Raw genomic sequence first — 17,194 nt, 5'->3', positions numbered from 1 at the left:
ACCTCCCCTCCCTCAGCCCCTCCGCTCCTCCACCCGAAAGGCCCACCGTGCCGCTCACCCGCGCCCAGAAGTCCGCCGTCCTCCACGAGCTCGCCTCGTACCTCACCTCCTGGGTCGACTTCCAGCAGGAGTACACCGGCGTGCCCGGGATCCAGGTCGCCCTCGGGTTCGACGGCGAGACGGTCCTCGACCACGCGGCGGGCCGGGCGGACGTCACGACGGACGAACCGCTGACGACCGACCACCTCTTCCGCATCGCCTCGCACTCGAAGACCTTCACGGCGGTCACGCTGTTCCGGCTCGTCGAGGACGGGGACCTGCGCCTCGACGACACCGTCGGCCACTGGGTGCCGGAGCTGGCCGAGTGCCCGGCCGGCGACCTCACGGTCCGCGAACTCCTCGGCCACCAGGGCGGCGTCGTCCGCGACTCCTCCGACGGCGATTTCTGGCAGCGCGGCTCGGACTTCCTCGACCGCCGGCGGCTGGTCGACGTCGTCCGTCGCGAGGGGGCCGTCTACCCGGCGAACACCCATTTCAAGTACTCGAACGTGAGCTACTCGCTCCTGGGTCTCGTCATCGAGGAGGCCACCGGGCTGGGCTACGCCGAGGCGACCCGCCGTGCGATCGTCGAACCGCTGGGTCTGCGCGACACCGGCGCGGAGTACGACCCCGCTCGGGGCACCGAGTACGCCGCCGGACACACCGGGCGGCTGACCCACGACGACACCCGACGCGTCATCCCCCACGTCGACACGCAGGCGATGGCCGCCGCCACCGGCTGGTACTCGACCGCCGCGGAGATGACCGTCTACGGCTCCGCCCTCGTCATGGGCGACACCCGGCTGCTCTCCGACTCCTCGAAGCGGCTCATGCAGCGCGAGGAGTCCCGCCTCACGGCACCCGGGGGTGAGGTCCGCCGCTACGGCCTGGGCCTCGACCTGGAGACGGTGGGCGAGCGGGAGCTGGTCGGCCACTCCGGCGGCTACCCCGGCCACATCACCCGGACGTGGATCGACCCGCAGGACGGCCTGGTCGTCAGCGCGCTCACGAACGCGATCGACGGCCCGGCGGGCACCGTCGCGACCGGGATCGTGCAGATCGTCGACGCCGTGTTCGCCGCCGTCGACTCGGTGCTCACCGGCCGCGCGGTCGCAGTCCCCGAGGACCTGCAGTTCTCCGGCCGCTTCGCCAACCTGTGGGGCTCGCTCGACGTCGTGTCCGTGGGTGCGTCCGTCCACGCGCCCGCGCTCCTCACCCTCGGCCCGCGCGCTCCCCTGCCGGTGCCGACGCTCGGACGGCTGGTCGTCGGGACGGCCGCAGGTGAGCCGGTCGAGGCGGGTGCGGAGGTGCACGTCCCGGCGGAAGGGAAGGGCGCCTCGGACGCGGGGACGGACGCCGCCGAGGCGCCCGCCGGGTGGATCCTCCTCACCGAACCGGAGCCGGGCTTCCACGCCCACGGCGAGCCGGTCGAGCTCGTGCGGGACGGGGACGGGAGCATCCGGAGTGCCCGGATCGGCGCGATGACGAGCTGGCCGATCGAGACCTACCGCGCGGCGCTCGCGACGGAACGCCCCGACCGGCTGCTCGACGGCAGGCTCTCACTGCACTGAATCGATCTCACGGGTGGGTCGCTGCACGGTCATTGTCGTCTGCCGTACCGATGCCCGGCAGTCCTGCCTGGTTGCCGGGCATCGGTACGGCAGACGACACGGAGCCTGCAGTCCCCGGCGACCCGATCACGTCCACCCGGCCCGACCCCTCGCGGATCCGGCTCTGGTCACACCCGCCCGTCGGTGACAGGCTGGGGACATGTCGAACCGGCTCGCACGATCGACCAGCCCGTACCTACGCCAACACGCCGACAACCCCGTCGACTGGTGGGAATGGGGCCCGGAACCCTTCGCCGAGGCCCGCCGCCGCGACGTGCCCGTCCTCGTGAGCATCGGGTACTCGACGTGCCACTGGTGTCACGTCATGGCCGCCGAGTCCTTCTCCGATGCCGACATCGCCGCGCAGATGAACGCGGGGTTCGTGAGCATCAAGGTCGACCGCGAGGAACTCCCCGCCGTCGACGCCCACTACATGGACGCCCACCAGGCCGTCCGCGGGTCCGGCGGCTGGCCGCTCACCGTCGTCGTCGACCACGAGGGGCGCCCCTTCTTCGCCGGTACCTACTACCCGCCGGCTCCCCGTGCGGGCACCCCCTCCTTCCCCCAGGTGCTCGCGACCGTGAGCGGTCTGTGGCACGACGAGAGGCCCCGCGTCGACGCGATCGCCCGGGAGCTCGGCCAGGCACTCGCCGACATGGGCCGCAAGGTCGACGGCGCCATGGACGGGAGGGACGCCACCCCCACGCCCTCCGCTCCCGAGGTGCCCCACACTCCCGGCACCTCCGAGGCGGGCACCTCGGCGGCGGGTCCCCTCGATGCGGACCTGCTCGACCGGGCCGTCGCGCAGCTGTCACGGGAGGCCGACCACGAATGGGGCGGGTTCGGGACCGCGCCCAAGTTCCCGCCGTTGCTCACCGTCCTCCAGCTGACCCGGCACGCGGCGCGGACAGGCGAGCACGGGGCGCTCGACCTCGTACGGACGACGCTCACGCGGATCGCGACCGGGGGCATCCGGGACCAGCTGGCCGGTGGGATCGCGCGGTACGCCGTCGACCGGGAGTGGACGGTGCCGCACTTCGAGAAGATGCTTTACGACAACGCGCTGTACCTGCGCGCCGTCACGGCCTGGTACCGGCTCGAATCGGCGATGGCGCAGACGACCTCCGCCGTGCTGCCGGGCAGGTTCGCCGCGCTCGCCCGCCGAGAGGCCGCCGACACGGTCGCCTTCCTCGACTCCGACCTGCGGCTTCCCGACGGTGCCTTCGCCGCCGGACTCGATGCCGACGCACCCGTTGCCCCGGACTCCCCGCAGGCGGCCACCCACGGCGCCGGTGCGCACGTCGAAGGGGCCCACTGCACCTTCACCCGCGACCAGGTCACCGCCGCGTTCGAGGCGGCGCGGTCCACGGAAGGCGGGATCGACGACCTGGGCTCCATCGACCGACTGAGAACTGTCGACGACCTGCTCCTCGGGCTCGAAGGGGACGTCGAGGGCGCGCAGGTCCTCACCCGTCCGGACGTTCTCCGCTGGCTCGAATCGTCCGGCGGGACGCCCGCCCCCTGGGACTCCCCGAGGGCACAGGCCCAGGTGAGCGCCCTGCGGAAGGCCCGCGCCACCCGGCCGGTCCCGCACCGGGACACGAAGGTCGTCACCGAGTGGAACGCGCTGGCCGTCACCGCGCTCGCCGAGGCCGCGGCCGTCTTCGACCGCGCGGACTGGGCGGCACTGGCAGAACAGGCCTTCGCTCCCCTCGTCCGCTGGCTGCCCGACCTGCCCCGCAGCTACGAGGGCGTCCGACGCGGTCCGGCGGCGGCCGGACTGGTCGACTGGGCCCAGACAACCCGGGCCGCGCTCGCGCTTGCCCAGGTGCCGGACGGGCTGCGTCGCGGTCACGCCACCGGCTGCGATCCGATGCGGGTGGCCACCGAGGGTGTGCGTGTCATCACCGACCGGTTCGTCCGCCTCACCACGGACGGTCTGCGCGTCGTCGACGCCGTCGATCCGGTCGTCGGGGTCGAGCGGACGGACCCCATCGACGGCGTCACCCCGAGTGGCCGCACCGCCGCCGCCGAGGCGCTCCTCCTCCACGCCGAACTCGCCGATCCCGTCACTGCCTCCGCCAACGGTGCGGCCGGCGCCGGCACCGACCCCCGTGACCTCGCCTTCCGTCTGTTGCGCGGCTATCGCGACATCGTCGCCGGCAGCCCCCGGGGCGCCGGCTGGGCGCTCCACCTCGCCGAGGAATGGGCGGCCGGTCCCCTCCGCGTGGACACGGCCGACCCCGCACTCGCCGCCGTCGCCGCAGCGCACCCCGCGGTGTTCGCCCTCGCCTCGACGGGCGCCTCGGGAGCCGTCGTGTGCCGGGGCACCGAGTGCTCGCTACCGGTGCACTCTTCGCAGGCCCTGCGCGCCGAACTCGACCGGTTCACGACCCGCATCACCTGACCCGCGGTTCCAGTGTGGAAAGAATGGCGCGGACGAGGTCTGAAACGCCATTCCTTCCACACTGGAACTCCCCGTTGGCGGCGCGGCGGCATCTACGTCTCGCTGCTCAAGGCTGCGGTCATCCCGCTCGTCTTCACCGCGATCGTCGCCTCGATCTCGAACCTGCGCCAGGTCACGAACGCCGCTCGCCTGGCCGCACAGACCCTCCTGTGGTTCGCGATCACCGCGTTCATCGCCTCGATCGTGGGCATCGCCGTCGGCTCGATCATGCGGCCGGGCACCTCCGCGGGTGTGACCGCCGAGGACGGCGTCGACACCGGCGGTCGCGGCTCGTGGATGGCCTTCCTCGACCAGCTGGTCCCCGGGAACTTCCTCGGCCTGTCCGCCTCCTCCTCGCTGGGTGGCGACGGCTCCATCAGCACCGGTGTGAGTTTCAACGTCCTCCAGATCCTCGTCATCGCGATCGCCGTCGGCATCGCCGCGATGAAGATCGGTGAGAAGGCCGAGCCCTTCCTCGAGCTCAACCGCGCCCTCCTGGAGATCATCCAGAAGGTCCTGTGGTGGATCATCCGCCTGGCACCGCTGGGCACCCTCGCCCTCCTCGCCAAGGCCGTCGCGACCTACGGCTGGGACGCACTCGGCTCGCTCGGCATCTCCGTCGTGGCGATCTACATCGGCCTGGCGATCGTGTTCTTCGGTGTCTACCCGATCCTCCTGCGCACCCACGGCCTCAAGGCCCGCCAGTACTACAGCGCTGTGTGGCCGGCCGTGCAGCTGGGCTTCGTCTCCCGCTCCTCGATGGGCACCATGCCGCTCACCGAGCGCGTGACCGAGCGCAACCTCGGCGTGCCGCGGGCCTACTCGTCCTTCGCCGTCCCGCTCGGCGCCGTCACCAAGATGGACGGGTGCGCCGCGGTCTACCCGGCGATCGCCGCGATCTTCGTCGCCCAGATCTTCAGCATCGACCTCACGCTCGTCCAGTACGTGCTCATCGTGTTCGTGTCCGTCATCGGCTCCGCCGCGACCGCCGGCACCACCGGCGCGACCGTCATGCTCGCCCTCACCCTCTCGACCGTCGGCCTGCCGATGGAGGGCCTGGGCCTCATGCTCGCCGTCGAGCCGATCATCGACATGGGCCGCACCGCGCTCAACGTCGCAGGTCAGGCACTCGTCCCGACCATCGGCGCCAAGCGCGAGGGCATCCTCGACCAGCAGAAGTACGACGCCAAGCGGCTCTCCGTCGTCGACTGACCTCGACGCCGCCCGAACCCCGGCACCCCACCTCTGCTAAAGGCTCGACGCCGCCCCGGGTTCCGACGCGCCCGAGGCGCCCTGGAGTTCTCATGCGGACTCCGGAGCGCCTCGGGCGCAGTGCTGTCCGGGGTTCGTGTCCGTGGGAATGCGCCGTCTCCCGGTGACGAGTAACCTGTCTCACAGATTCCGTCCAGGTGAGGGGCCCATGACACAGACCGAAGCGGCGCAGTTCGACCTCGTCGACCCGGCCGTCGACCCGGCCGAGCGCCCCCACCCGGACCTCGTCCGGCGGCCGCGGGTGATCCCCGAGATCCTCGGGCTGCTCCCCGCGGTCCTCGCGTTCGCCCTGCTGCTCGCGGTGTTCGTCGACATCCCGGGACTCAGCGCGGTCGCCACGAGCACGATCGGTTTCTCGGCGTGGATCGCGTGCCTGTGCCTTTTGCTGCTCGCCTACGGGTTCGTGTTGCTGGCCCGCCACCGGACGTCCATGCGGTGGCTCACCGTGGCGCTGGCCGCGTTCACCCTCGTGGGGACCGGTGCGATCACGGCGCAGACCCAGGCCTTCGCGGACCAGCACGACATCGAGTACCACCCGTTCTCCGGCTACCTGGCCCCGCGACCGGCGGACCACGTGGCCGTCTACCGGGAGACCTCCGAGCGGGGCGATCTCCAGGTGGGCGTGTGGCTGCCCCCGGGCCACGAACGGAACGAGGACGACACGTTCACCGCGACCTCCGGGGCCCCGGCGCCGGTGCTCGTCCACGTGCCCGGGGAGCTCACGCCCTTCGGGGCAGAGGCACAGGAGACCTTCCGGTCGATGCAGAACACCGTCACCGATCTCACCGGCGACACCCCGCCCATCCCCGTCGAGGAGACCGCCGGCCCCGCGAGCCCGGGCGGCGCCGATGCCACCCTCGCCCGCTGGGCCGATGCCGGCTGGATGGTCCTCAACGTCGGGTACACCCCGGCCTCGGCCGACGATCCGACCTCCGTCGTCGCCGTCGACCAGGTGCAGTGCGCGCTGGCCTACGTGAATGCGCACAGCGAGCAGCTGGCGATCGACATGGACCGGCTGGCCGTCGTCGGGTCCGACACCGGCGGGCTCGTGGCCCTCGACGCGGTGTTCCAGCACGGGTCCGAGGAGGAGTTCACCGACTGCGGCGAGGTGCCCGCCACTGCCGCCTTCGCCGGTCGGTCCGCCGTCGTCGATCCGATCGACCTCGCCGGTTCGGAGGCACCCTTCGTCGGCGAGGAGGCCCGCACCTGGGCCCGGGACTTCCACGGCGGAACGCCCTCCGAGGTGCCCGAGGCCTACACCGCGAGCGCCCCGCACACGTACATCAACTCCGACGTCCCGCCGGTCGTCCTCTTCACCGCAGGCCGCGACCGCCTGGTCCCCGGGGACACCACCCGTGCCTTCGCCACCGCCGCCAACCGGGACGGCCGGTCCGTCACGACCCGCCCGGTCCCGCACGCCGGACACGGGTTCGGGATCTCACCCCTGGAGGACCGGATGGCCGATGCCGTCCACCGGTGGCTCACCGACACCCTGCCTGACGCCCCCGAACCCCCGGAGGACGACGCCGAGGGGTGAGTCCGCCCGGGCGCGGGCTCCGGGAGCTCGGTTGCGAGCTCGCGGTCAGCCCCTGGATCGGCTTCCCATCAGTTCTCCAGACGAGCGAGGATCTCCGCGACGATCCCGTCGACCCCGGCCCGTCCGGTCTCGATCTCCAGGTGCGGCTCCGCCCACGGGGCGTAGGAGTCCCGCCGACGCACCACCGCGTCCCAGGGCGGCTCACCGACATGTGTGAAGCCCCGGTCCCGCCCGGCCAGCCTGCGCACGTGTTCCGCCTCGTCCCCGACGACGAGATGGACGAGATCGAGCACCGCACCCGTGGACTCCACGGCCCGTCTCCAGGTGTCCCGTGCCTCTTCGCTGTCGTTCACCGCGTCGACCACGACCACGCGGTCGAGGCGCAGATTGAGTTCCGCGGCCGCGCGGACGACCTCGTACGCAGCGACTCCCGTCGTCCAGCCGGACGGGAGTCCTGCAGCGAGCATCGCTTCCTCGCACGCGTCGACCGACAGGTGCACGGCCCCGGTCCGGGCTGCGAGTACCCCGGCGACGGTCGTCTTCCCGACCCCGGGCAGACCCGAGAGGACGATCAGCCGTCCGGAAAGCGGGGAATCACCTGCTGAATGGTGAGAGGTTCCGGGCCGGAATCTCGCAGGTTCTCCAGCATCTGATCGCATGTTCCTCCTGTTCTCCAGCACCTGGATTCGCACTTCCGCACCGTTCGACCCGGTCACGGGACGATCGGGGCGGCGAGCGCCTGTTCCGAGAGGGCGCGGTCGCCGGTGACCTCGAGGTCGAGCTCGGCCGCCGGGACGCGGTGCCACAGGAGGAGCACCAGGTGACGGGCCGGACCGGAGACGGTCCCGACCGGGCGGGTCCCGGGGTCCCGTCCCTCCTCGTACAGACCCAGGACGAGCGGCCGAGGTGTCCCCGGCCTGCACGTGGTCCGGCCGCGGCGGGTCCTCGCCCTGCACGTGTCCGCCGGCCCAGTGGTGGATGCCGGCCAGGTGCTCGACGAGATCCCGCACCGTCCAGTCCGGGACCGCGGGGACCGGGGTGACCGGATCGACGTCCGCGAGCAGACGCTCGAACCCGACTTGGAGCGCAGCGAGGACGTCGAGGAGCGGGTCCGCCCCGCCGGGGCTCCCGGGACCGCCGCCCGGGACGGTCCCGCCCTCGACCACGGGATCCCCGCCGCCGGTGCTCATGCCTCCGACACCCTCATGCCTCCGACACCGCGGCCGCCGGGACGGATCCTTCGGCCACCGCGTCGGCGAGCGGGTGCTCTTCGGGCGCGGCCTGCGAGGAACACAGGCACACCTCGTTGCCGTCAGCATCGGCCAGCACCCACCAGGCCGGGGCGAACCGGTCGGTCACGAGGGTCCCACCCGCGGCGAGGGCGGCGTCCAGACGCTCCCGGATCGCCGACATGCCGGGATAGACGTCGAGGTGGAAGCGGTTGCGGCCCTCCCGGACCTCCGAGGGCTGGAACCACAGCACGGGCAACTGCCCCGTCGGGTCGACGACCGCGGGCATCGGGTCGGTCGCCGCCGGGTCCCCGGTCTCCAGGGGCGGCAGTCCGTACACCGCCCGCCAGAACGGCAGGATCCGCCCGGCGTCGGCGGTGTCGAGTCCGATCGTCATCTGCCCCGGCGCGCGGGGTGCCGTGAGCACCCGCGCCTCGCGCGTGAGGTCGGCGACGGCGCGGGCCAGTCGCAGGTCACGGGAGGTGGCGGTGCCGACGTCGTGACTGAGCGTCGAGACGATCACGTCGCCGTAGCTCAGGGTGATGTCCGGGTGGTGGTCCTGGGCGTCGGCGGCCGCGGCGATCGCGGCGACGAGTGCGGCTCCGGCCTGGTACGAGTCCGGGGTGTACCGCACCCGCAGCAACGGGCCGACACGGTGCCATCCGACGGGCAGGGCTGCGTCGGGGTCGAGGGGTTCACGAGGGTCCTGAGTCTGCGTGTCACCGGTCATGGTGCGAACGCTAGCCCTGTCACCGGCCGCTGGACAGACCCCCGGCCCCGGAACAGGACAACATCCAGCCGGTTCGGAGGTCGGGGTTCGCAGGTCGCAGTCCGCCCGTCGGACCCCCTCAGACCCCCGCGAGCACCTCGTTGAGCGCGGTCGGCCGGTCGGTGATGACACCGTCGGCCCCGGCGGCGACGAGGGCGCGCATGTCCGCCTCCGCGTTCACCGTCCACGGGAAGCACCGCATGTCGAGCTCGTGGATCCGTGCGATCAGCTCCGGCGTCGCCGCTTCGAAGTAGGGGTTGAAGGTGGCGACCCAGGCGGCGTCCTCGACCGGCGGTTCGACACCGGGCCCGGCCAGCAGCCCGGCGGGCACCTCGGGCAGCCGACGGTGGAAGCGGCGGACGAAGTCCCAGTCGAAGGACTGCACGACGAGCTTGTCCGCGGCGACCGCGGCCTCGACGTATTGTTCGGCGGCCTCGAACACGTCGGCGATCTCCTCCTCGATCCCCGGGTAGAGCGCGGGGTCCTTGACCTCGAGGAGCAGGCCGGTGCGCGAACCCTGCAGGAGGTCGAGGAACTGCGCGAGCGAGGGGATCCGCTCCCCCGCGAAGCAGGACCCCTTCCAGGAGCCCGCGTCCAGGCGCTGCAGCTCGTCCCAGGTGTGGTCCGCGACGGCGGTGGAGGAACGGTCGGGGAAGACGGTGGCGACGTCCGTCGTCCGGTCGAGGTGGTCGTCGTGGACGAGCACGAGGACCCCGTCGGCCGTGCGGTGGACATCGGTCTCGATGAGGTCGACGCCCTGGGCGACGGCGGACCGGAAGGCCGCCATCGTGTTCTCCGGCGCGGCGTCACTGGCGCCCCGGTGGGCGATCCTCACGAGGGTCGAAACAGGTGCGATGGTCATGGCGGGGACGGTACGCCCCCGCCGTGTCCGGCGCGGGTATTCCGGATGACGGAACGGGAAACGGAGATCCAACAGTGGCCGTGCACGAACTGTGAAAGACCTCGTAACACCCCGTGTCGTTCCTCGGCGTAGCCTGGCACCATGTACCCCTCCCCCACCTCTCCCCGGTCCCCCGAATCCGCCCCGGCATCCTCCCCCGCCCCCGAGGCGCCCTCCACTCCCGGCACCCCCTCCGCGGGCACCTCGGCAGCTCAGGGCACCTCGGCAGCGCCCGTCGGCCCGCCGACGGACATCAACACGTACGTGCTGGAGCACCACGGCAGCCCCATCCGGAACATCCTCGACCTCGTGCGCGGCGAGGACACGATCGCCTTCTCGGGCGGGCTGCCCGCGAACGAACTGTTCGACGTCGAGGGCGTGGCCCGTGCCTACCAGGACGTCCTGCTCGGACCCGACGGCGCCCGGGCCCTCCAGTACGGGCCGGTGATCGGCGAACCCGAGATGCGCGAGGCCGCCGCCAAGCGCCTGACAGAGTCGAGCTGCCCGGCGAGCCCCGACCAGATCCTCGTGACCTCCGGCTCCCAGCAGGGCCTGGGACTGGCCGGGCAGACCCTGCTCAACGCCGGTGACGTCGTGCTCGCGGAGAACCCCACCTTCGTCTCCGCGCTCTCCGCCTTCCGCCTCCAGGGAGCGGTGTGCCGGGGCGTCGAGTCCGACGAGCACGGCCTGGTGCCCGCGGACCTGGAACGGAAGATCCTCGAGCACTCCCCCAAAGCGCTCTACACGATCCCCACCTTCCAGAACCCCACCGGCGTGACGATGCCGGCCGCCCGCCGGAAGGAGATCGCCGACGTCCTGGTCCGCCACTCGATCTGGCTCATCGAGGACGATCCGTACTCGGAGCTGCGCTACGAGGGCGAGGCGGTCCCCGCGATCTCCGCCGATCCGCGCCTGGACGACAAGTCCCTGCTGCTCGGCACGCTCTCGAAGGTCCTGTCCCCCGGTCTGCGCATCGGCTGGGTGCGGGGCCCGGAGGAGATCATCGGGCACATGGCCAACGCCAAGCAGGCGGTGTCCCTGGGGACCTCGACGGTCGACCAGCTCGCCGCTGCCCACTACATCCAGCGCACCGACATCCCGGGCACCTTGGTGCCGGTCCGGGAGACCTATGCCGCCCGCCGTGACCGCATGTGGGAGGTCCTCCCGGCGGTCCTGCCCGCCGGATCCCACGTCACCCGGCCGTCCGGGGGCATGTTCATGTGGGCCACCCTGCCCACCGGTTTCGACACCTCGGCGCTCGTCGCCGACATCGCTGCCGCCGACACCGTCTACGTCCCCGGGTCCAACTTCTACGTCGAGGACCCCGACCACCGGACCATCCGGTTCAGCTTCGTCTCGAACACCCCCGACCGCATCGAGGAGGGCCTGCTGCGCATGCAGCCCGTCTTCGAGAAGGCGGCCGCGGAGCTGCGCTGAATCGCCGCCCGAGCCCCGGCACCCCACCGCGGCCGTCCAGTGAATTCCGGATGACGAGGGAGGGGGGGGAGGGGGGGGGAGGGGGAGGGGGGGGGAGGGGGAGGGGGGGGGGGGGAGTGGGGGAGGAGGGAGGAAAGGGAGAGGAGGGGGGGGGGGGGAGTGGGGGAGGAGGGAGGAAAGGGAGAGGAGGGGGGGGGGGGGGTGGGGCGGGGGTGGTGTTCCTTTTTCCCCCCCGCCCACGTCATCCCACTCCCCGCCGCCGAGGCGCCCTTTTCTTCCCACCCGCCCCCCTCACCTGCCCTGACGTCCGCGCGGGGACTCGCGGGAGGTGAATACCCGACCAACTCCGCCCGACGCACTGGTGACACCTGAGTCTTTCCTCATCCAGGGCTCATCCCGCACTCAAGCCCGGACAGGTCCCCTTGTCTCCCGGAAGCACCTTTCACCCCCTTCTCTTCCAGGAGACGCCATGGTCACCACCGACACGTTCCGCCACGAGTTCGAGGCCTTCGCCGACTCCCGCACCCCCGTCACGCACCACACGCAGGCCGTGGGGCTCCCCGCCGGCACGGATCTGCCGGCCGTCCTCGCCGGTTCCGTCCGGGCCCACACGACCGGCCGGGTCGACCTCGACCGCGCCGTCGACCTCGCGGTGGCCGGCGCCCCGCGGGTCGGCGACCTCGTCCTGGCCCGGGTCACCTCGGTCGGGCAGCACGCCCGTGTGGAGAACCCCTACGGCCGCAAACCCTCCATCCATCCCGGGGCCACGGTCGTCCTCGCCTACGGCCACCGCTACGCCCCGGATCAGTTCGAGGCCGTCGTCCCCGACGACCTGGGCCCCTGCCACCTCGTCGCCGCGGGCGGGATCGCCTCCCGGATGATCAGCAAGAACCTGCGGGTGAAGAACGCGACGACGATCGAACCCCTGGGGCTCCTGCTCGACGCCGAGGGCCGCCGCCTGTCGACCTTCGACGGCGCCTGGGCGCGCCCCGTCACCGCCCTCCACGTCGAGCGGCCCGACCCGTGCGACGGTCCCGTCGTCCTCGTCGTCACCGGTTCCGGGATGAATGCCGGGAAGACGACGAGTGCCGCGACCCTGTGCCACGGACTGCGGGCGGCCGGTTACCGGGTCGGTGCGGCCAAGGTCACCGGTTCCGGGGCCGGCAACGACACGTGGAGCTTCCACGACCACGGCGCGCACACCGTCGTCGACTTCACGCACGCCGGGTACCCGAGCACGTGGAGGACCCCGGTGGCGGACCTCGTCACCGTCTTCGAGGACTCCCTGGCCCACCTCGCCGCCGACGGCTGCGAGGTGGTCGTCGTCGAGTTCGCCGACGGCGTCTACCAGGAGGAGACCGGTGCCCTCCTGTCCCACCCCGTGATCCTCTCCCGCACCGACGGGATCCTCTACGCCGCGACCGATCCGCTCAGCGGCACCGCCGGGGTCGACTGGTTGCGCCGGAACTCCCGGGACCCCCTGGCCGTCACCGGCCTGCTGTCCTCCTCCGTCCTCGGCACCCGTGAGTTCACGGTCCATGCCGACCACCCCGTGTGGAACACGGAGCTGCTGTCCGACGGCGCGCACGCCGGTCGCCTCGTCCGCGCCCTGCGCGAGGACCGCGCCGACCGGCGGCCCGTCCGGCACGCGCCCGGGGCCGGCCGATGACCGCGGGGTCCACCGCGACCCCACGTTCGCCCCGCCTGCCCGCCCCGATCTCCGGGGACCGGATCCACTGGTTCATCGTCCTCGTCGTCATCGGCGTCGGGCAGGCCGCCGGTGCCCTGGCACTCGCGCAGGTGGTCCAGTGGGTCTTCGACCGGCTCATCGCCGACCGGGCCGCCGACGGGGTGCTCACCCCGCTCACCTTCGAGGAGACCCGGTTCCTCATCGCCGGACCCGTCATCGCCGTCCTCCTCACCACCCTGTGCCGGGCGGGCGAGCGCGTGGTCGCCGAACGCGTGGGGCAGTCCTACGTCACCACGGTCCGCGCCCTCCTGTTCTCCCACCTCACGACCGTGCCCACCCGCGCGCTCGGGCGGAAGAAGTCCGGTTCGCTCCTCCAACGCTTCGTCGGGGACCTCTCCGCGCTGCGGTCCTGGGTGAGCCTCGGACTCGCCCGGCTCCTCGTCGCCGGTGTGGCGGTCGGGATCGTGCTCGCCCGCCTCGTGGTCCTCGATCTCGCACTCGCGGGGATCGTCGCCGGGGTCCTGTTCCTCGGGGCGCTGGCCACCCTCGTGACCTCCCGTGCCCTCGTGCGGACCTCCCGGGTCGCCCGGAAGCGGCGCTCCCGCCTGTCCGGCGAGGTGTCCGAACGCCTCCTCAACGTCGGCGTCGTGCAGACCGCCGGCCAGGTCGGCCGCGAACGCAAGCGCGTGGACCGCAAGAGCACCAGGCTCGCCGCGGCCATGATCAGCCGGGCCCGGGCCGCCGGCGCCGCCCGCGGTGTCGCCGAGGCGACGAGCGGCATCGCCACCCTCGGCGTCGTCCTCGCCGGCTCCCTCGTCGTCGCCCGCGGGGACACCACCCCCGGGGAGGTCGTGGGCGCCATGACCGTCGTCGGCATGCTCGCCGCCTACCTGCGCGACCTCGGCCGGGTCGCCGAGTACGCCTCGGGCGCGAAGGTCGCCCGCGAGGCGGCCCGGAAGTTCCTGGCCATCCCTCCCCTGGCCGACGACCCCACGCTCCCCGACCTCACCGACGGCTATGCCCCGGGGGCCGGGACCTGGCCCGCCCCGGACGCGGACCGCCCCGCCCCGCTCCTCGGGCACCTGGAGATGCGCGACGTCACGCTCGACCCCGGCGTCAAGGGGATCACGGTGAGTGCCGAACCCGGGCAGATCGTCGCGATCGTCGGACCCAACGGGGCCGGCAAGTCGACCCTCATGTCGCTGGCCGCCCGCCTCCTCGACCCCGATTCCGGGCAGGTGCTCCTCGACGGGCAGGACGTCCGGCAGGTGAACCTCACCTCCCTGCGGAAGAACGTGGGCGTCATGAGCCCCGATCTCCCCCTCATGAGCGGGTCCCTGCGCCGCAATCTCACCTACCGGAACTCGAAGGCTTCGAAGAAGGACCTCGCCGCGGTCGTCACCGCCTGCGAGATCGACACGATCCTCGACGTCCTGCCCGAGGGGTGGGACTCCCAGGTCGGTGAGGGTGGCCGGCTCCTGTCCTCCGGGCAGCGCGCCCGCGTCGCGCTCGCCCGTGCCATGCTCGGCGACCCGCGCCTCCTCGTCCTCGACGAGGCCGACGCCCACCTCGACCCACGCACCCGCGAGGTCCTCACGAACGCTGTGCGTGGCCGCACCGGTACGACGCTCGTCATCACCCACAACCGTGACGTCACCCGGATGGCCGACCAGGTGTGGCACGTCCGCGCCGGCCACCTGGTCGAGGCCGGGCCCACGGCCGACCTCCTGGCCGGGGACGGGCCCACCGCCCGCCTCTTCGCCGACGCCGAGGCGCTCTCCCCTCCCGTTCCTGCCCACTCCTGATCCCGACCGCCACCTCTCACGCACTGAAAGCGACCTGCCATGAGTCTCCTCCCGGAATCCCGCTCGCTCGCCCTCGCGCTCGGGACGGCCTTCCTCGCCGTCCTCGCCTCGCCCGTCTGCCGGAACCTCCGCCCGGTCGAGGACCGCCGCGACGGCTTCCCGCTCTCCCACTACCCGATGTTCAGCGCCCACCGGAAGAGGACCGGCCGGGTCGTCCACGCCCGTGTCCGGTACACCGACGGGACCTGGGAGGACGTCGGCTACATGACCATGGGCTCGGGCGGATTCAACCAGGTGCGCCGGCAGGTGGCCCGGCGGGCCGGGACACCCGAGGGTGCGCAGGCACTCGCCGCGCAGGTGCTCGCGACCCTGCGGGGCACGGGCGAGGAGGTCGACCGGGTCGACGTCGTGAAGTCCTCCTTCCGGTACGCGGAGTTCATGGCCGGGGACACGACCGCCCGGTCCCGCGAGGTCCTCGGCACGGCGGAGGTGGCGTGATGGGGTTCCTCGCCGATCTCACGCACACGGCGGCCTCCGCCTTCCGCGCCCTCGCCGGAGGCCCCACGTCCGCGGACTGGGCCCCTGCCGCCCTCCTCGACGGGGACGTCCGGCCCTTCCGGGCCGTGCGACCGGAGCGGCTGGCCGGGAACCGGCTGGTGCTGGGTGCCTACACGCTCTGGTACACGCTGCCCCGGTTCCGGATGTTCGCGAAGATCCACCGGACCGACCCGGCTCTGTTCGACCCGCAGGGGCCGGTGAAGGTGCTCGCGCGACCGCTCCCACCGCGGGTGGCCGATGGACTCGTCCTCGCCGACCAGGTGGCCTGTGCGGCCTTCACGCTCGGCATCGCCCACCGGGTGACGGGGCCGCTGCACGCCTCGCTGTTGTTCTGGAACCTCAGCTACCGCAACTCCTGGTCGATGATCTTCCACTCGGACAACACTCTCGTGTTCCACACGCTCGTCGCCGGGTTCTCGCCGTCCGCCGATGCCTGGAGCGTCGACGCCGTGATCCGGCGGGCGCGGACCGGGGAGGGCGCCCCGCAGGCGCACTGGCGCTACGGCTTCCCCGTCGAGATGCTCTCCGCGGTCACCGGGATCTACTACTGGCTCTCCGGGGTCGCCAAGGTCGCCGGTCCCCTGGGCTGGGGGTGGGCGACGGGTGACTCGCTGCGCAGCCAGGTGGCGGCGGACGCCCTGCGGAAGGAGGTACTGGGGTCGAGGACCTCGGCGCTCGGCAAGCGGCTGTACGCGCGGAAGGAGCTGTGGACGGCGACCGCCGCTCCCTCGCTCGTGCTCGAACTCGTGGGGCCGCTCGTGCTCGTCCACCCCGTGGTGGCACGCGTCTGGGCGGTGTCCGCCTACGGGATGCACTGGGGCATCAAGGCGCTCATGGACATCACCTTCCGGTACCAGCTCACCGGGGCGGCCTACGCGAGTTTCGTCCCCTGGGAGCGCGTGGGCGACGGGGTGTCCGGTCTGGTCAGCGCCGTCCGGGGCCGGATACCGGACCTCCCCGCCGGCCGCGGACGGGAGAGGAATAGCATGGGGGCATGAGTTTCCACCCCAGCAAGGACGCTGCTGCCGGAGCCGATGCGTCGACGCCGGCACCGAAGAAGCGCACCACCCGCCTCCACCACCTGCAGAAGTGGAAGGAGGAGGGCACCCCGTGGGCCATGCTCACCGCCTACGACTACTCGTCGGCCGCGGCCTTCGAGGACGCCGGGATCCCGGTCCTGCTGGTCGGGGACTCCGCCGCCAACACCGTCTACGGGCTCGACACGACCGCACCGGTGACGGTCGACGAACTCCTGCCCCTCGTCCGCGGCGTCGTCCGTGGTGCGCCGCACGCCCTCGTCGTCGCGGACCTGCCCTTCGGCAGCTACGAGGTGTCCACCGAGCAGGCGCTCACGACCGCCTTCCGCTTCATGAAGGAGGGTGGCGCCCACGCCGTGAAGATCGAGGGCGGTGTGCAGAAGGCCGCGACCATCCGTGCACTCGTCGAGGCCGGCATCCCGGTGATGGCGCACGTCGGGTTCACGCCGCAGCACGTCAACGCCCTCGGCGGCTTCCGGGTGCAGGGGCGCGGGGACTCCGGCGCCGAGAAGCTGCTGGCCGACGCCCGCGCGGTCGAGGAGGCCGGTGCCTTCTCCGTCGTCATGGAGATGGTGCCCGCCGACATCGCGAAGACCGCCACGGAGGAACTCTCCATCCCGACGATCGGCATCGGCGGCGGTGTCCACACCGACGCGCAGGTGCTCGTGTGGCAGGACATGATGGGCATGACACCCGGTCGCAAGCCCCGATTCGTCAAGGTCTACGCCGAGGTGGGCGCCACCATGCGCGAGGCCGCCGCACGGTACAGGGCCGAGGTCGAGGCACGCACCTTCCCCACTCCGGAGCACAGCTTCTGACGGGGCGCTTCCGCGCCGCTGAGGGCTCCATCTGATCTGGCGCTTC

At 72.3% G+C, this 17,194-nt stretch carries 12 protein-coding genes and 2 pseudogenes; 10 read left to right on the top strand and 4 right to left on the bottom strand.

Translation table 11 applies throughout. The features are described 5' to 3' along the window. Positions 1–47 precede the first annotated feature (47 nt). The 4 genes from AAD496_RS12665 to AAD496_RS12650 all read left to right on the top strand — a co-directional run bounded on the left by AAD496_RS12665 (position 48) and on the right by AAD496_RS12650 (position 6,904). On the top strand, positions 48–1,610 hold the full coding sequence (locus AAD496_RS12665; protein ID WP_349829153.1) for a serine hydrolase domain-containing protein: 1,563 nt from the start codon (positions 48–50) through the stop codon (positions 1,608–1,610). 199 nt (positions 1,611–1,809) lie between these two features. Further along, positions 1,810–4,056, top strand: a complete 2,247-nt coding sequence (locus AAD496_RS12660; RefSeq protein ID WP_349829152.1) for a thioredoxin domain-containing protein — start codon at positions 1,810–1,812, stop codon at positions 4,054–4,056. A gap of 39 nt (positions 4,057–4,095) precedes the next feature. Continuing rightward, a complete protein-coding gene (locus AAD496_RS12655; RefSeq protein WP_349829186.1) occupies positions 4,096–5,307 on the top strand; it encodes a dicarboxylate/amino acid:cation symporter in 1,212 nt (403 codons plus the stop codon). 208 nt (positions 5,308–5,515) lie between these two features. Then, positions 5,516–6,904, top strand: a complete 1,389-nt coding sequence (locus AAD496_RS12650; RefSeq protein ID WP_349829151.1) for an alpha/beta hydrolase fold domain-containing protein — start codon at positions 5,516–5,518, stop codon at positions 6,902–6,904. Between the two features lie 68 nt (positions 6,905–6,972). Here the strand turns inward: AAD496_RS12650 and AAD496_RS12645 are convergent. The 4 genes and pseudogenes from AAD496_RS12645 to AAD496_RS12630 form a co-directional block, all read right to left on the bottom strand. Further along, a pseudogene (locus AAD496_RS12645) lies at positions 6,973–7,467 on the bottom strand (P-loop nucleotide/nucleoside kinase family protein); the annotation flags it as partial. Between the two features lie 327 nt (positions 7,468–7,794). Continuing rightward, positions 7,795–8,094: pseudogene (locus tag AAD496_RS12640) on the bottom strand (maleylpyruvate isomerase N-terminal domain-containing protein); the annotation flags it as partial. A gap of 13 nt (positions 8,095–8,107) precedes the next feature. Beyond that, on the bottom strand, positions 8,108–8,863 hold the full coding sequence (locus tag AAD496_RS12635; protein WP_349829150.1) for a 4a-hydroxytetrahydrobiopterin dehydratase family protein: 756 nt from the start codon (positions 8,861–8,863) through the stop codon (positions 8,108–8,110). A gap of 118 nt (positions 8,864–8,981) precedes the next feature. Then, complete coding sequence (locus AAD496_RS12630) at positions 8,982–9,764, bottom strand: glycerophosphodiester phosphodiesterase (RefSeq protein ID WP_349829149.1); 783 nt, start codon at positions 9,762–9,764, stop codon at positions 8,982–8,984. Between the two features lie 141 nt (positions 9,765–9,905). On the opposite strand from AAD496_RS12630, the gene AAD496_RS12625 reads away from it, so the two are divergent. The 6 genes from AAD496_RS12625 (at position 9,906) to panB (ending at position 17,148) form a co-directional block, all read left to right on the top strand. Next, a complete protein-coding gene (locus AAD496_RS12625) occupies positions 9,906–11,240 on the top strand; it encodes an aminotransferase-like domain-containing protein (RefSeq protein ID WP_349829148.1) in 1,335 nt (444 codons plus the stop codon). 469 nt (positions 11,241–11,709) lie between these two features. Beyond that, positions 11,710–12,909, top strand: coding sequence for a DUF1611 domain-containing protein (locus AAD496_RS12620; RefSeq protein WP_349829146.1), 1,200 nt, complete (start codon positions 11,710–11,712; stop codon positions 12,907–12,909). Beyond that, positions 12,906–14,735, top strand: coding sequence for an ABC transporter ATP-binding protein (locus tag AAD496_RS12615; RefSeq protein WP_349829145.1), 1,830 nt, complete (start codon positions 12,906–12,908; stop codon positions 14,733–14,735). Before AAD496_RS12620 ends, AAD496_RS12615 begins: the two co-directional genes overlap by 4 nt. Positions 14,736–14,774: 39 nt before the next feature. Next, on the top strand, positions 14,775–15,233 hold the full coding sequence (locus AAD496_RS12610) for a hypothetical protein (protein WP_349829144.1): 459 nt from the start codon (positions 14,775–14,777) through the stop codon (positions 15,231–15,233). Further along, positions 15,233–16,291: an HTTM domain-containing protein gene (locus AAD496_RS12605; RefSeq protein ID WP_349829185.1), complete on the top strand. Its 1,059-nt coding sequence runs from the start codon at positions 15,233–15,235 to the stop codon at positions 16,289–16,291. Before AAD496_RS12610 ends, AAD496_RS12605 begins: the two co-directional genes overlap by 1 nt. Then, on the top strand, positions 16,288–17,148 hold the full coding sequence (panB, locus tag AAD496_RS12600; protein ID WP_349829143.1) for a 3-methyl-2-oxobutanoate hydroxymethyltransferase: 861 nt from the start codon (positions 16,288–16,290) through the stop codon (positions 17,146–17,148). Before AAD496_RS12605 ends, panB begins: the two co-directional genes overlap by 4 nt. The last annotated feature ends 46 nt before the right edge of the window (positions 17,149–17,194 follow it).

The sequence above is a fragment of the Brevibacterium litoralis genome (assembly GCF_040212315.1).
In the GTDB taxonomy this organism is placed as follows: domain Bacteria; phylum Actinomycetota; class Actinomycetes; order Actinomycetales; family Brevibacteriaceae; genus Brevibacterium; species Brevibacterium litoralis.
Note: the sequence above shows the minus strand (reverse complement) of the source record. Positions and strands in the feature narration are given on the sequence as shown.

Excerpts from the sequence above, each read along its gene's own strand:
- AAD496_RS12615 (WP_349829145.1), top strand. The coding sequence starts at position 12,906 with ATGACCGCGGGGTCCACCGCGACCCCACGTTCGCCCCGCCTGCCCGCC.
- AAD496_RS12630 (WP_349829149.1), bottom strand. The coding sequence starts at position 9,764 with ATGACCATCGCACCTGTTTCGACCCTCGTGAGGATCGCCCACCGGGGC.
- panB (WP_349829143.1), top strand. The coding sequence starts at position 16,288 with ATGAGTTTCCACCCCAGCAAGGACGCTGCTGCCGGAGCCGATGCGTCG.
- AAD496_RS12610 (WP_349829144.1), top strand. The coding sequence starts at position 14,775 with ATGAGTCTCCTCCCGGAATCCCGCTCGCTCGCCCTCGCGCTCGGGACG.
- AAD496_RS12620 (WP_349829146.1), top strand. The coding sequence starts at position 11,710 with ATGGTCACCACCGACACGTTCCGCCACGAGTTCGAGGCCTTCGCCGAC.
- AAD496_RS12605 (WP_349829185.1), top strand. The coding sequence starts at position 15,233 with ATGGGGTTCCTCGCCGATCTCACGCACACGGCGGCCTCCGCCTTCCGC.
- AAD496_RS12650 (WP_349829151.1), top strand. The coding sequence starts at position 5,516 with ATGACACAGACCGAAGCGGCGCAGTTCGACCTCGTCGACCCGGCCGTC.
- AAD496_RS12625 (WP_349829148.1), top strand. The coding sequence starts at position 9,906 with ATGTACCCCTCCCCCACCTCTCCCCGGTCCCCCGAATCCGCCCCGGCA.
- AAD496_RS12660 (WP_349829152.1), top strand. The coding sequence starts at position 1,810 with ATGTCGAACCGGCTCGCACGATCGACCAGCCCGTACCTACGCCAACAC.
- AAD496_RS12635 (WP_349829150.1), bottom strand. The coding sequence starts at position 8,863 with ATGACCGGTGACACGCAGACTCAGGACCCTCGTGAACCCCTCGACCCC.